The sequence below is a fragment of the Streptomyces sp. NBC_01717 genome, assembly GCF_036248255.1.
GTDB lineage: Bacteria > Actinomycetota > Actinomycetes > Streptomycetales > Streptomycetaceae > Streptomyces.
Genome location: NZ_CP109178.1, coordinates 5125228 through 5139417 on the forward strand (window position 1 = coordinate 5125228; position 14190 = coordinate 5139417).

General features: G+C 69.7%; 15 protein-coding genes. 8 read left to right on the top strand and 7 right to left on the bottom strand.

The window, feature by feature from the left end; genetic code table 11:
- Positions 1-3: 3 nt before the first annotated feature.
- Positions 4-2265: a transglycosylase domain-containing protein gene (locus OHB49_RS23235; protein ID WP_030972186.1), complete on the bottom strand. Its 2262-nt coding sequence runs from the start codon at positions 2263-2265 to the stop codon at positions 4-6.
- Positions 2266-2662: 397 nt separating this feature from the next.
- Between OHB49_RS23235 and OHB49_RS23240 the strand changes: the two genes are divergently transcribed.
- Positions 2663-3013, top strand: coding sequence for a WhiB family transcriptional regulator (locus OHB49_RS23240; RefSeq protein ID WP_030925100.1), 351 nt, complete (start codon positions 2663-2665; stop codon positions 3011-3013).
- Between the two features lie 30 nt (positions 3014-3043).
- On the opposite strand, the gene OHB49_RS23245 is transcribed toward OHB49_RS23240, so the two are convergent.
- Positions 3044-4429, bottom strand: coding sequence for an ArsA family ATPase (locus tag OHB49_RS23245; RefSeq protein ID WP_329162680.1), 1386 nt, complete (start codon positions 4427-4429; stop codon positions 3044-3046).
- Positions 4426-5412 carry an ArsA family ATPase gene (locus tag OHB49_RS23250; protein WP_329162682.1) on the bottom strand — a complete coding sequence of 329 codons (987 nt, stop codon included), beginning with the start codon at positions 5410-5412 and terminating at the stop codon, positions 4426-4428. The genes OHB49_RS23245 and OHB49_RS23250 overlap by 4 nt, the downstream gene beginning before the upstream one ends.
- Positions 5413-5483: 71 nt before the next feature.
- Here OHB49_RS23250 and OHB49_RS23255 point away from each other — a divergent pair, with 71 nt between their 5' ends.
- The 4 genes from OHB49_RS23255 to OHB49_RS23270 all read left to right on the top strand — a co-directional run bounded on the left by OHB49_RS23255 (position 5484) and on the right by OHB49_RS23270 (position 8050).
- Positions 5484-5642, top strand: coding sequence for a DUF4177 domain-containing protein (locus OHB49_RS23255; protein WP_003967454.1), 159 nt, complete (start codon positions 5484-5486; stop codon positions 5640-5642).
- The gene (locus OHB49_RS23260; RefSeq protein ID WP_030972189.1) at positions 5642-6112 is read left to right on the top strand and encodes a RidA family protein; all 471 of its coding nucleotides are present in this window, start codon (positions 5642-5644) and stop codon (positions 6110-6112) included. Before OHB49_RS23255 ends, OHB49_RS23260 begins: the two co-directional genes overlap by 1 nt.
- Before the next feature lie 220 nt (positions 6113-6332).
- Positions 6333-7223: an NUDIX hydrolase gene (locus OHB49_RS23265; protein ID WP_329162684.1), complete on the top strand. Its 891-nt coding sequence runs from the start codon at positions 6333-6335 to the stop codon at positions 7221-7223.
- Positions 7220-8050: an MBL fold metallo-hydrolase gene (locus OHB49_RS23270; RefSeq protein WP_030972191.1), complete on the top strand. Its 831-nt coding sequence runs from the start codon at positions 7220-7222 to the stop codon at positions 8048-8050. Before OHB49_RS23265 ends, OHB49_RS23270 begins: the two co-directional genes overlap by 4 nt.
- A gap of 109 nt (positions 8051-8159) precedes the next feature.
- On the opposite strand, the gene OHB49_RS23275 is transcribed toward OHB49_RS23270, so the two are convergent.
- Positions 8160-8834 carry a Crp/Fnr family transcriptional regulator gene (locus OHB49_RS23275; RefSeq protein WP_030972192.1) on the bottom strand — a complete coding sequence of 225 codons (675 nt, stop codon included), beginning with the start codon at positions 8832-8834 and terminating at the stop codon, positions 8160-8162.
- A gap of 331 nt (positions 8835-9165) precedes the next feature.
- On the opposite strand from OHB49_RS23275, the gene nth reads away from it, so the two are divergent.
- The 3 genes from nth to OHB49_RS23290 all read left to right on the top strand — a co-directional run bounded on the left by nth (position 9166) and on the right by OHB49_RS23290 (position 12189).
- On the top strand, positions 9166-10035 hold the full coding sequence (nth, locus tag OHB49_RS23280; RefSeq protein WP_443079668.1) for an endonuclease III: 870 nt from the start codon (positions 9166-9168) through the stop codon (positions 10033-10035).
- An 84-nt stretch (positions 10036-10119) separates the two neighbouring features.
- Positions 10120-10893, top strand: a complete 774-nt coding sequence (locus OHB49_RS23285) for an NUDIX hydrolase (protein WP_234432853.1) — start codon at positions 10120-10122, stop codon at positions 10891-10893.
- A 90-nt stretch (positions 10894-10983) separates the two neighbouring features.
- Positions 10984-12189, top strand: coding sequence for a MarP family serine protease (locus OHB49_RS23290; protein ID WP_030972196.1), 1206 nt, complete (start codon positions 10984-10986; stop codon positions 12187-12189).
- An 89-nt stretch (positions 12190-12278) separates the two neighbouring features.
- Here the strand turns inward: OHB49_RS23290 and OHB49_RS23295 are convergent, their stop codons facing one another.
- The 3 genes from OHB49_RS23295 to OHB49_RS23305 all read right to left on the bottom strand — a co-directional run bounded on the left by OHB49_RS23295 (position 12279) and on the right by OHB49_RS23305 (position 14145).
- Positions 12279-12482 (bottom strand): hypothetical protein, encoded by a 204-nt coding sequence (locus tag OHB49_RS23295; protein ID WP_326629245.1) that lies wholly within the window; start codon positions 12480-12482, stop codon positions 12279-12281.
- A 164-nt stretch (positions 12483-12646) separates the two neighbouring features.
- On the bottom strand, positions 12647-13609 hold the full coding sequence (locus OHB49_RS23300) for an alpha/beta fold hydrolase (protein WP_329162691.1): 963 nt from the start codon (positions 13607-13609) through the stop codon (positions 12647-12649).
- Positions 13606-14145, bottom strand: a complete 540-nt coding sequence (locus OHB49_RS23305; RefSeq protein WP_329162693.1) for a phage holin family protein — start codon at positions 14143-14145, stop codon at positions 13606-13608. Before OHB49_RS23305 ends, OHB49_RS23300 begins: the two co-directional genes overlap by 4 nt.
- Positions 14146-14190: the final 45 nt, after the last annotated feature.

The window sequence follows — 14190 nt, forward strand, 5'->3', positions numbered from 1 at the left end:
AGGTCAGGGGCCGGTCTGGCCGCCGTTCGTCTGGCCGCGAGGGGTCCCGTCGTTTCCGCCGATCGTGCCCGGCGTGATGGTGATGCCGGGGAACGGGGTGGTGTTGCCGGGCTTGTTCTTGCCGTCATCGAAGTCGTCGTGCCGGCCGCCCCGGCCCCTGCCTCTGCCTCTGCCTTCGTCGTCGCCCTCGTCCCTCGGGGCGTCCGGGATGTCGACCGTGTTGAAGGGCGGTGCGGGCTGGCCGTTGAGGGCGTTCGTCATGGCGTCGCGCCAGATCGGTCCGGGGACCTCACCGCCGTACACCTTGTCCCGGTACACGCCACCGATGGTGATCTGCTCCATCTCGACGCTCTGGGACGGGCTGCCCACCCAGACCGCACCGGACATGTTCGGCGTGTAGCCGACGAACCAGGCGTTCTTACGGGCGTCGGTCGTACCCGTCTTGCCCGCGTTGTCGCGGCTCTGGAGACCGGCCTCACGGCCCGTACCCGAGTCGACCACGCCGCGCAGCAGGGTGTTGATGGTGTCGGCCGTCGTCTGCGACATCGCCTGCGTGCAGGTGGACTTCGGCACGGCGAGGGAGTCGCCGTTCGCCGTCTTCACCGACTCGATGGCGATCGGCGTGCAGTACGTGCCGCGGTTGGCGAACGCGGCGTATGCGCTGGCCATCGTCAGGGGTGAGAGACCGTTGGAGCCGAGGGTCAGCGTGGACGGGTTCTGCGGCAGCTTGGTGCCGTCGCCCTGCACCACACCGAGCTTGTCGGTCATGTGCGAGACCGGGCACATGCCGATGTCCTGGAGCATCTGGACGAAGTAGGTGTTGACCGACATCTCCATCGCGTCCTTCAGCGCGTACGGCCCCTCTTCCGACTCGCTCTCGTTCTCCAGGTGATACTTCGGCACGCTGTTGTTGACCCACGGCTTGCCGCAGGTCTGGACCGTGTCCGGGTAGTCCATCTCGTACGGCGCCGAGTACATCTGCGTCGGCGGCGTGCCACCCTCTATGGCCGCGGCGGCGAGGAACGGCTTGAACGTCGATCCGGTCGGGAAGCCGAAGTTCGAGCCACCCATGCCCTTGTTGACCGAGTAGTTGTACTGGGTCTCGTTCTGTCCGAGGCCGTACGGCTTGGACTGGCCCATGCCCATGATCTTGCCGGTGCCCGGCTGGACCAGTGTCACGGCGGTGGCGACCTTGTCCGTCTTGTAGACGTGACTCTTGATCGAGTCCTGCACACCCTGCTGCGCCTGCGGGTCGAGCGTGGTGCGGACCGTGAGCCCGCCCCTGTTCCAGATCTTGGCGCGGTCCTCCTTGGTCTTGCCGAAGGCCGGGTCGGTGAGGAAGACCTGGCGTACGTAGTCACAGAAGAAACCGGCCCCGCTGACGGCGGTGATGCAACCGTTCTGCGGCTTGCTGACCTTCAGCTTGATCGGCGTCGACTGCGCCTTCTTCGCCGTGGCCCGCGAGATGTCCCCGACATCGGCCATGCGCTGGAGGACGGTGTTGCGGCGCTTGGTCGCCTCCTCCGTGTCATTGACCGGGTCGTAGCGGCTCGGCGACTGCACGAGGCCGGCCAGCAGCGCGGCCTCCTCCAACTTCAGGTCCTTCGCCGACTTGGAGAAGTACCGGTGGGAGGCGGCCTCGATGCCGTACGCCTGCTGTCCGAAGAAGGTGATGTTGAGGTAGTTCTCCAGGATCTTCTTCTTGCCGAGCTCTTCCTCGACCTGGATCGCGTACTTCAGCTCCTGGACCTTGCGGCCGATCGTCTGCTGGGTGGCCTGCGCGACCTTGTCCGGGTCGTCGCCCGCCTCCTCGACGAAGACGTTCTTCACGTACTGCTGGGTGAGGGTCGACGCGCCCTGCGCGGTCCCGCCCGACTGCACGTTGCGGTTCATCGCGCGCAGGATGCCCTTGAGGTCGACCGCCCCGTGCTGGTAGAAGCGCGCGTCCTCGATCGCGACGATCGCCTTCTGCATGTACGGGGAGACGTCCTTCAGCGGGACGACGGTGCGGTCGCGCGAGTAGACCGTGGCGATCGCGCCGCCCTTGCTGTCCAGGATGGTGGTGCGCTGGCTCAGCGGCGGCGTCTTGAGATTGGCCGGGATCTCGTCGAATCCCTCGACCGTTCCCTTGGCGGCGAGCCCCAGAGCCCCGGCGGCCGGCAGCGCGATGCCCGCGAGCACGACTCCGGAGAGTGCGGCGACACCGAGAAACTTGGCGGCCTGCTGGGTCGCGGTGAGACCCCCGCCCGAGCGGTTCTTTGGCATGGGGGCAGCCTACGTTCTCATTCGCCGGACAGGCGTATATGCATTGGCCTAAGCTGCTCACAACTGTCACAGCAGTCCCGTTCCGTATCAACCCCCGTGCACGACCCGGCGTTGGTCCGTTCGCGACCCGAGGCGCTCCCGAATTCGCCTGGTGTGTCATCGAACGTCCGTTGTGACCCAGGCGAACTGTCCTGATTTTGGCGGGATAGTCACGGATGTCGCCACCTCACTCCCCTGGGTGATCTGCCGCGTACGCATAGTCCGTTCGGGCCATTCAAGATTGGGCCCGAAGGGGGTGTTGTGCTGTCACCACTTTCCGTAACGTCCTCAACTGGCAGCGGTGAATATGCCGCTACCGCCGTGGGGGAGCCTCGATTCGGGAGAGGACGGCGCCGTGATGGGCTGGGTAACCGACTGGAGTGCGCAGGCAGCCTGCCGCACTACCGATCCGGATGAACTGTTCGTACAAGGGGCAGCGCAGAACAGGGCCAAGGCGGTGTGCACCGGATGCCCGGTGCGGACCGAATGCCTGGCCGATGCGCTGGACAATCGCGTCGAGTTCGGCGTGTGGGGCGGAATGACCGAGCGGGAGCGCCGCGCGCTGTTGCGCAGACGGCCCACCGTCACGTCCTGGCGCCGGCTGCTGGAGACCGCTCGCAGTGAGTACGAGCGGTCCACGGGCATCCTGCCGGTGGCCATCGGTCTGGATGACGACGAACTGCACGAGACGTACGCCGCCGTGGGGTAGTCGGCGAGGGCGACTAGGCCTTTCAGGTGGTCACGCAGCTCCGGCCGGAGCAGAACCGGTCGCGAGCCGATCACCGATGGCCCGCAGCCCTGCGAGGTCATGGACATCACCGGGCAGCGCGGCGACTTCGGTCACGGCGACCTCGGGGTGCAGTGCGGTGAAGCGGTCGCGGGTGCGTTGCTCGCGTGCGACGACCTGCATGCGTTCAGCATGCAGTCGCAGCAGGCCTGCGGTCAGCTGCTCCACGGAGACGGCTTCAGCCTCGGGCTCGGGTTCGGACGCGGGTTCGTGCTCAGGGGCTTCGGTGTGCGCGGAACGGGCGGGGGAGGGCGGCGACTCGGGATCTTCGGGAGAGGTGACTGCCGAGCCGTCCGGGTCACGAAGTCCAGCCTTCCCGGCCGTCTGATCCACAATGCCGATGTCGTCAAGATTTTCTGCGGCCGCCAGGGCGCGCTCGGCCGAGAGCCGGGCGGCGTCGCTGCCATGGACCCGGTTGAGGACCAGACCGGCCAGCGGCATCTCCTCCGCGGCCAGCCGTTCCACGAAGTACGCGGCCTCGCGCAGCGCATCGCGCTCCGGTGTCGCGACGACGAGGAACGCCGTGCCGGGGGCCTGCAGCAGCTTGTACGTGGCATCGGCCCGGGTCCGGAAGCCGCCGAACATGGTGTCCATCGCCGCGACGAACGTCTGTACGTCACGCAGGAACTGACCGCCCAGCAGCTTGCCGAGGGTCCCGGTCATCATCGACATGCCGACGTTGAGGAACTTCATCCCGGCCCGGCCGCCCATCTTCGCCGGAGCCATCAGCAGCTTGATGAACTTCCCGTCCAGGAACGAGCCGAGACGTTTCGGCGCGTCCAGGAAGTCCAGCGCGGAACGCGACGGCGGAGTGTCGACGATGATCAGGTCCCACTCGTTGCGCGCCCGCAGCTGCCCGAGCTTCTCCATCGCCATGTACTCCTGCGTGCCCGCGAAACCGGCCGACAGGGACTGGTAGAAGGGGTTCTCCAGGATCGCGCGGGCCCGCTCGCCGTCCGCGTGCGCCTCGACGATCTCGTCGAAGGTCCGCTTCATGTCGAGCATCATGGCGTGCAGTTCCCCGGCGCCCTCGCCGTCGATGCCCGGCACCCGGCGGGGGATGTTGTCCAGTGAGTCGATGCCCATGGACTGGGCGAGCCTGCGGGCCGGGTCGATGGTGAGGACGACGACCTTGCGGCCGCGCTCGGCCGCCCGTACGCCCAGCGCCGCCGCGGTCGTCGTCTTGCCGACTCCGCCCGAACCGCAGCACACGATGATCCGGATGTCCTGGTCGTCGAGCAGCGCGTCGGCGTCCAGGGCGGGGGCGGCCGGAACGGGCGCGGCTGCTGTGCCCGTGTCCGTGTCCTTGGCGGCACCCGTCTTCGTACTCGCTGTCATGAACCCACCCCTTGCCCCGCCCCTTCGCCCACGCCCTGTTTGCGGAGTTCGACCGCCAGGTCGTACAGCCCGGCCAGGTCCACGCCCTCGCCGATCAGCGGGAGTTCGTTCGTCGGCAGATCGAGACCCGCGAGCACCGCACGTTGCTCGCGCTCCAGCTCCACCCGCTGGGCATGCTCGGCAGCCTGCTCGACCAACGGCCTCACGAGCGCCGCGGAACCGGTCACACCGGCCCGGGTGAGTGTCTTCGCGATCTCCCTGCGGCGGCCGCCCGACGCGGTACGCAGTGCGTCCTCGTCCAGGAGATGCGGCCGCACCATGTTCACGATGACCCTGCCCACCGGCAGTTCGGCCGCCTGCAGCTCCGCGATGCCGTCCGAGGTCTCCTGGACCGGCATCTCCTCCAGCAGCGTCACCAGATGGACCGCCGTCTCGGGAGACTTCAGGACCCGCATCACGGCCTGCGCCTGATTGTGTATCGGACCGATCCGGGCCAGCCCCGCCACCTCGTCGTTCACATTGAGGAAGCGCGTGATGCGGCCGGTCGGCGGCGCATCCATGATCACGTAGTCGTAGCTGTACCGGCCCTGCTTGTCCTTGCGGCGTACGGCTTCGCAGGCCTTGCCGGTCAGCAGCACGTCCCGCACACCGGGCGCGATGGTGGTGGCGAAGTCGATCGCGCCGAGCTTCTTGAGCGCCCGCCCCGCGCTGCCGAGTTTGTAGAACATCTGGAGGTAGTCGAGGAGGGCGCGCTCCGCGTCGATCGCGAGGGCGTACACCTCGCCGCCGCCCGGCGCGACGGCGATCTTGCGCTCCTCGTACGGAAGGGACTCCGCCTCGAAGAGCTGGGCGATGCCCTGCCTGCCCTCGACCTCGACGAGGAGGGTGCGCTTGCCCTCGGTCGCGAGGGCGAGCGCGAGTGCGGCGGCGACCGTGGTCTTACCGGTACCACCCTTGCCGCTGACGACCTGGAACCTGCTCACGTATTCGAGCCTAACCAGTCGAGCCGTGGGCTACGCACGAGGTCGTGCGTGCCAGGCATTACAGTCGGCCTATGACCAAGTGGGAATACGCGACCGTGCCCCTTCTCGTGCACGCGACCAAGCAGATTCTGGACACCTGGGGCGAGGACGGCTGGGAGCTGGTCCAGGTCGTTCCCGGCCCGAACAACCCCGAGCAGCTCGTGGCGTACCTGAAGCGGGAGAAGGCGTAGTGGCGAGTGCAGTCGAGGCGAAGCTCGCCGAACTCGGACTGACACTGCCGGACGTCGTACCGCCGCTCGCCTCGTACCAGCCGGCCGTCCAGTCCGGGGTGTACGTGTACACATCGGGCCAGCTGCCCATGGTGGACGGAAAGCTTTCGGTCACCGGCAAGGTCGGTGCGGAGGTCACGCCGGACGAGGCCAAGGAGCTGGCGAAGACCTGCGCGCTCAACGCACTGGCCGCCGTGAAGTCGGTCGCCGGCGACCTGGACCGGATCAAGCGGGTCGTGAAGGTCGTGGGCTTCGTCGCCTCGGCCACCGACTTCACCGGGCAGCCCGCTGTGATCAACGGCGCGAGTGAGCTGCTGGGCGCGGTGCTCGGCGACAAGGGCGTGCACGCGCGCAGCGCGGTGGGCGTCGCGGTGCTGCCGCTGGACGCACCGGTCGAGGTCGAGGTCCAGGTCGAGCTGACCGGGGCCTGAGCCGCCACGGCGTGGGACGAGCGTTTCCGTAATCCCGTCCGGTCGATGCGACCGGGCGGGATCGTGCGTATGGGCCGCATCGTGGGCGGTGTGCGTACGGGGCAGGGGTGCGTACGGGGCAGGGGTGCGCCGGGCCGGAAGGCGGGCCCGCCCGGGGGGATCGCGGGATGCGTGATCGGCACCTCTCGAACATCGGCGCGGTTCCGGATAGCCTCCGGCCATGTCCAATGGTCAGTGGTACCCACCGGAATGGCCCGATCGGATCCGGGCGCTCGCCGCGGGCGAGCTGACGGCCGCGACTCCCCGGCGGGCCGCCACCGTGATGCTGCTCCGGGACCCCGCTGACACCGGAGGCCTGGCCGACGTCCACATGCTGCGTCGCCGCGCCTCCATGGCCTTTGCCGGGGGCGCGTACGCCTATCCGGGGGGCGGGGTCGACCCGCGCGACGACGACCGCCTCGTCGAGTGGGCCGGACCCACGCTGGAGAGCTGGGCCGAGCGGCTCGGTGTCGGCACGGCGGCCGAGGCGCAGGCCATCGTCTGTGCGGCCGTTCGCGAGACGTACGAGGAGGCAGGCGTGCTCCTTGCCGGGCCGACCGCCGACACGGTCGTCAGCGACACCACGGGCGCCGACTGGGAGGCCGACCGCGAGGCCCTGGTCGCCCGCGAGCTGTCCTTCGCCGAGTTCCTGGACCGGCGGGGCCTGGTGCTGCGGTCCGATCTGCTCGGGGCGTGGGCGCGCTGGATCACGCCCGAGTTCGAGCCGCGCCGCTACGACACCTGGTTCTTCGTCGCCGCGCTCCCCGAGGGCCAACGCACCCGCAACGCGTCCACCGAGGCCGACCGCACGGTGTGGATCGCCGCCGGGGACGCCGCCGACGGGTACGACCGGGGCGAGCTGCTGATGATGCCGCCGACCGTGTCGACGCTGCGTCAGCTGCGGCCGTACGGGACCGCCGCCGAGGCCCTGAAGGCCGCGTCCTCCCAGGACCTCACCCCCGTACTCGCACAGGCCAGGCTCGACGGCGACGAGTTGGTGCTGAGCTGGCCGGGGCACGACGAGTTCACCAAACACATTCCGGCCGGCAGCGCGGGCGGTGAGGCCGTATGAGCGAGGCAGCAACCCTTCCGGGACAGCCGCGCGGCGGCGTCCAGTCCGGGCCCGCCACCACCCGTGCCGTCAACGTCCTCGCGCCCAACGCCTCGGCGATGACGCTCGACGGAACCAACACCTGGATCGTCGCCGAACCCGACTCCGACCTCGCGGTCGTCATCGATCCGGGCCCGCTGGACGACGGCCATCTGCGGGCCGTCATCGACTCCGCCGAGCGCGCGGGCCGGCGGATCGCGCTCACCCTGCTCACCCACGGACACCCCGACCATGCCGAGGGCGCGGCGCGCTTCGCCGAGCTGACACGCACGAAGGTGCGTGCCCTGGACCCGGCGCTGCGGCTCGGCGACGAGGGACTGTCCACCGGCGATGTGATCACGGTCGGCGGCCTGGAGATGCACGTCGTGCCGACCCCCGGGCACACCGCGGACTCGCTCTCCTTCCATCTGCCCGCCGACCGGGCGGTGCTGACGGGGGACACCATCCTCGGGCGAGGCACGACGGTCGTCGCGCATCCGGACGGGCGGCTCGGCGACTACCTCGACTCGCTACGGCGGCTGCGCTCGCTGACGGTCGACGACGGGGTGCACACGGTGCTGCCGGGGCACGGGCCGGTGCTGGACGACGCGCAGGGCGCGGTCGAGTTCTACCTGGCGCACCGCGCGCACCGGCTGGCGCAGGTGGAGACGGCGGTGGAGGCGGGGCACCGTACGGCGCCGGAGGTGGTGGCGCAGGTCTACGCGGACGTGGACCGGACGCTGTGGCCGGCGGCGGAGCTCTCGGTGCTGGCTCAGCTGGAGTACCTGGGCGAGCACGGGCTGATCTGACGCGCGGATGCGACACGGTCGTGCGCGGGCCTGATAGGCGGCCCTGACACGCGTGGAGGGCCCCGCCTGGCGGCGGGGCCCTCCACGTCGTGAGGAGAAAGGTGGCCGGCTAGCGCGAACGCTTCGCCAGGCGCTCCACGTCCAGCAGGATCACGGCGCGCGCCTCCAGGCGCAGCCAGCCGCGGCCCGCGAAGTCGGCGAGCGCCTTGTTGACCGTCTCGCGGGAGGCGCCGACCAACTGGGCCAGCTCTTCCTGGGTCAGGTCGTGGACGACGTGAATGCCTTCCTCCGACTGGACGCCGAACCGGCGCGACAGGTCGAGGAGGGCGCGGGCGACACGGCCCGGCACGTCGGAGAAGACCAGGTCGGACATCTGGTCGTTGGTCTTGCGCAGTCGGCGGGCGACCGCGCGCAGCAGGGCCGTGGCCACCTCGGGGCGGACGTTCAGCCAGGGCTGCAGGTCGCCGTGACCGAGGCCGAGGAGCTTGACCTCGGTGAGCGCGGTGGCGGTGGCGGTGCGAGGGCCGGGGTCGAAGAGCGACAGCTCACCGATCAGCTCGCCGGGGCCGAGGACCGCGAGCATGTTCTCGCGTCCGTCGGGGGACGTGCGGTGGAGCTTCACCTTGCCCTCGGTGACCACATACAGCCGGTCACCCTGGTCGCCCTCGTGGAAGAGAGCGTCGCCGCGTGCGAGGGTCACCTCACTCATCGAGGCGCGGAGCTCCGCGGCCTGCTCATCATCGAGCGCCGCGAAAAGCGGGGCGCGCCGCAGAACGTCGTCCACGAGTTCTCTCCTTGTCGGCCTGTTCAGGGAACCGTGGTCCCCATCATGCCGGACGGTAAAACAGTGCGATCAATCACAAACCAGTTTGACGCACGGGCGCAGCTCACCGTGCGGCAGGGGGCCGATTGGGGGTGGATCCGCAGTGACCGGGGCGGATGTCAGTGCCTGGCTCTAGGCTGGCCGGGTGTCCAAATCGCCGGTGAGAGCGCAGGCCAAGGGGGCTGATGGGGTGTCGGAAGGCCGAAATTCCGCTGTGGGCGAACAGGCTATCAGTCGCCCGACAAAAGCGACAAAACGTCCGTCGGGGGAGTCGGTGAAACAGGGGAAGCCGGTGAAGTCGGCCGGGTCGGGGAAGCCCGCGAAAGCAGCCGCGGCGGCGAAGTCCGCGAAGCCCGGGAAGGCAGCCGCGGCCGCGAAGCCCGGGAAGCCCGCGAAGGCGGAATCCCACCTCGCGATGGTCCGCCGCGCCCGCCGGATCAACCGCGAGCTCGCCGAGATCTACCCGTACGCCCACCCGGAGCTGGACTTCAGGAACCCCTTCGAGCTCCTCGTCGCCACGGTCCTGTCCGCCCAGACCACCGACCTGAGGGTCAACCAGACCACCCCAGCGCTGTTCGCCGCCTACCCCACCCCCGAGGACATGGCGGCGGCCGTCCCGGAGGCGCTGGAGGAGCTCATCCGGCCGACCGGTTTCTTCCGGGCCAAGGCCAAGTCGCTGATAGGCCTCTCCGCGTCGATCAGGGACAACTTCGGCGGTGAGGTACCGGGCAGGCTGGCGGATCTCGTCACGCTGCCCGGTGTGGGCCGCAAGACCGCCAACGTCGTCCTCGGCAATGCCTTCGGCGTCCCCGGCATCACGGTCGACACCCACTTCGGCCGACTGGTCCGCCGCTGGAAGTGGACGGAGCAGGAGGACCCGGAGAAGGTCGAGGCGGAGATCGCCGCGATCTTCCCCAAGAGCGAGTGGACGATGCTCTCGCACCGCGTCGTCTTCCACGGCCGCCGTATCTGCCACGCCCGCAGGCCCGCCTGCGGCGCCTGTCCGATCGCCCCGCTCTGCCCCTCGTACGGTGAGGGCGAGACGGACCCGGAAAAGGCCCGGAAGCTCCTGAAGTACGAGATGGGCGGCCAGCCGGGTCAGCGGCTCAGCCCGCCGCCGGACTACCCGGGCAGGCCCGCGCCCGCGCTGGGAGCCGGGTGACACAGGCGGTGGCCGGCTGACGGGGGCGCCCGCTCCGGAACGAAAGGTGTGGCGACAGGCGTTGTGGGACGACGAGGGGTGCCTATGAAGACGCACGAACAGAGCCACGCCCGGGCGGACGGGCAGACGCCCGACCGGAGCGACGTGGAGAAGCGCGAACACGACCACACCGCCGGCGCGGGTCGTGACGACGCGATCGCCGTCACGACCGAAGGGCTGCCCGGCTGGCTCGACCCTGTCGTCCGCGCCGCGCGGACCATCGAGCCCCGGCAGCTCAGCCGCTTCCTGCCGCCCGAGAACGGCGCCGGGCGCCAGTCCGCGGTGCTGATCCTGTTCGGCGAGGGCGAGCGCGGCCCCGAGCTGCTCCTGATGGAGCGCTCCGGATCCCTGCGTTCCCACGCAGGGCAGCCTTCCTTCCCCGGTGGCGCCCTGGACCCCGAGGACGGCGATCAGGCGACCACAGGGCCGCTGAGGGCCGCTCTGCGGGAGGCCGAGGAGGAGACAGGCCTCGATCCGCGCGGCGTCCAGCTCTTCGGCGTGCTGCCCCGGCTCTACATTCCGGTGAGCAGCTTCGTGGTGACGCCGGTCCTCGGCTGGTGGCGGGTGCCCAGCCCGGTCGGAGTCGTCGATCCGGCGGAGACGGCCCGGGTCTTCACGGTTCCCGTGGCGGATCTCACGGATCCGGCCAATAGAGTGACGACGGTGCACCCCAGCGGTCATCTGGGTCCGGCATTTCTGGTCGAATCGGCCCTCGTCTGGGGTTTCACGGCCGGGGTCATCGACCGCATTCTGCACTTCGCAGGGTGGGAGCTCCCCTGGGACAGGTCCAGACAGGTGCCGCTCGACTGGCGCGCATGACAGGCTGACTCCCGTGCCGGGCCCTTCCGGGCCCGCCCGGCCTCAGCCGAACGAACGGGTCCGGCGACGAATCTGCGAGGGCAATAGACGGTGAACGTGCTGGACATCCTGCTGCTGGCCGGCGCCGTGTGGTTCGCAGTGATCGGCTACCGCCAGGGCTTCGTCGTCGGCATCCTGTCGGTGATCGGGTTCCTCGGCGGCGGCCTTGTCGCCATCTATCTGCTGCCGGTCCTGTGGGACCAGTTGACGGACAACTCGGAAGTCTCCTCGACTGCCGCGGTCGTCGCGGTCATAATCGTGATCGTGTGCGCGTCCGTCGGCCAGGCCTTCACTACACATCTCGGCAACAAACTCCGCCGCTACATCACGTGGTCGCCTGCGCGCGCACTCGACGCGACCGGCGGCGCGCTGGTCAATGTGGTCGCGATGCTGCTGGTGGCCTGGCTGATCGGGTCAGCCCTCGCGGGTACGTCGCTGCCGACGCTGGGCAAGGAGGTCCGTAACTCCTCGGTGCTGCTCGGCGTCTCCCGGGTGATGCCCTCCCAGGCCTCCACCTGGTTCACGGACTTCTCCTCGGTCCTCGCGCAGAACGGCTTCCCGCAGGTCTTCAGCCCCTTCGCCAACGAACCGATCACCGAGGTCAGGGCCCCGGACCCGGCTCTGGCCGGCAGCCCGGTCGCGACGCGCGCCAAGCAGTCCATCGTCAAGGTCGTCGGTACGGCTCCGAGCTGCGGCAAGGTCCTCGAAGGCACCGGCTTCGTCTTCTCCGACCGCCGGGTGATGACCAACGCGCATGTCGTCGGCGGCGTCGACGAGCCGACCGTCCAGATCGGCGGCCAGGGGCGGTTGTACGACGCGAAGGTCGTCCTCTACGACTGGCAGCGCGACATCGCCGTACTCGACGTCCCGGGTCTCGACGCGAAGCCGCTGAAGTTCACCGACACCAACCACGACGCGGCCTCGGGGAACAGCGCCATCGTCGCGGGCTTCCCGGAGAACGGCGCCTACGACGTACGCGCCGCGCGTGTCCGCGGCCGCATCGACGCCAACGGCCCGGACATCTACCACCGGGGCACGGTCCGCCGCGACGTGTACTCGCTCTACGCGACGGTCCGTCAGGGCAACTCAGGCGGCCCGCTGCTGACCCCCGACGGCAAGGTGTACGGAGTCGTGTTCGCGAAGTCGCTGGACGACCCCCAGACGGGCTACGCCCTGACGGCCGACGAGATCCGCCAGGACATCACGACCGGCCGCACCGCCAACCAGCAGGTCGACAGCCAGGCGTGCGCGTTGTAAGTCGCGGAGACGGCGAGGGAGTGCGGGGCAACTGCCCCGCACTCACCTCCTGGAGTCTTTCTCCGCGTGATCAGGTGAGGGGCGGCGGGTCATCCGCGGGGATGCCGCAGCCGCGCCGAGACCCAGCGGGCCCGGCGGCGGAGGATGCGCGGAATGCCCAGCCGGGGATCATGCAGATCATGCGCACTGCGCACCCGGCCCTGGGGGCCGTCCCCCTCATGAGTGCTCGGATCCGCCGTAGCGGTCGAGCGTCGATTGCGTGCTGCGTCACCGAAGTCGTGCGTCCAGCCCATACCCCGACGTCTGCCCGTGCCTCATGGTCGGTAATCGCCCATGCGTCAGCCAATTGGCCTATGCGCCGGGCAATTGGCTGTTCGTCGGACAACTGTGCTCTTCCGGCCACCGGTTGGCCGCGCCGGAGCACCGGCCCGGGCCGCCCGCAGGGCCGGTCGCGGGCCTACCGGTCCGGCTCGGGATCCTTGAGCCAGTTGATGAGTTCGGTCGAGAAACCGACCGGATCCTCCTCGTGCGGGAAGTGCCCCAGACCATCGAAAAGTCGCCAACGGTACGGCGCTTCGACGTACTGGCCGGACCCCGCCGCACTCCGCGTACGGACCGCCGGATCGAGCGAACCGTGCAGATGCAGTGTGGGCACCCGCACCGGGCGCTTCATCCTGCGGTTGAACTGGATGCCGTCCGGGCGCGCCATGGACCGCACCATCCAGCGGTACGGCTCGATCGAGCAGTGCGCCGTCGACGGGATGCACATCGCGCGCCGGTAGACGTCCACCGCCGCGTCGTCGGGGAACTCCGCCGCCCGCGGCCCCGACCAGTCGCGGATCAGCCGGCCGACCAACGCCGCGTCGTCCGCGACGAGCTGACGCTCCGGCACCCAAGGCCGCTGGAAGCCCCAGATGTACGAGCCCGCCCGGGACTGTGCGAAGTCGGAGAGCATGGAGGACCGCCAACGGCGCGGGTGCGGCATCGAGGAGACCGCCAGCCGGCGCACCAGCTTCGGCCGCATCACCGCGGCCGTCCAGGCGAGGTAGCCGCCCATGTCGTGGCCGACCAGCGCGGCGTCCGGCTCGCCGAGCGAGCGGATCACGCCGGTGATGTCGAGGGCGAGGTTGGCGGGGTCGTAACCCCGAGGCGTACGGTCGCTGCCGCCCACTCCGCGCAGATCCATCGCGACGGCACGGAAGCCGGCGTCGGCGAGTGCGGTCAGCTGATGGCGCCAGGTCCACCAGAACTGCGGGAAGCCGTGCAACAGCAGTACGAGCGGCCCGTCCCCCAGCTCGGCGATGTGGAAGCGGGCCCCGTTGGCTGCCACGTCGCGGTGGGTCCAGGGGCCGTCGAGGCGTACGGGACTGCCTGAGCCGGGGCCGGTGGGGCCGAATGCGCTGGAATCGGGGACGGTCATGCGGACGAGCGTGCCACAGCGGACGCCTGGTCCTGGACCGCGGACTTCGTCAGGGCCTTGTCCGTCGGGGTGCTACCCGAGGCTGTGACGGCCGGACGGCTCGTACCCGCGGTGACGGCGGGCCGCGGATGCGGCTTGACGCCCTGCAGCACGGCCGCCGTCTGCTTGGCCGAGGCGATGGACTTCTCCGGCGGCTTGACCTTCTTGAACTTGGCGATGGCGATCAGCGCGAGCAGGATCGCCAGCACGATGAACGCGGCGCCGACGATCAGGAACGACCACGCGAGCCCGAGTCCCAGGTTGTGGATTCCGTACGCCGCCGCGAAGCTCAGCACGGGCAGCGCGAACAGAATCAGCACGCCTGCGACGATGAACGCCACACTGCCGGCCACACCCCGCTTGACGTCCTGCCGCACCTCTGCCTTGGCCAGGGCGATCTCGTCGTGCACCAGTGCGGACACCTCGGCCGTCGCCGAGGCGACCAGCTGCCCGAGACTGCGGTCGGCGCTGCCCGCGTAGTTGCCGGGGTCGCTCATCCCTGACTCCCTCTTCTGCTCCTGCTCGACACATCTGGTGTCAGA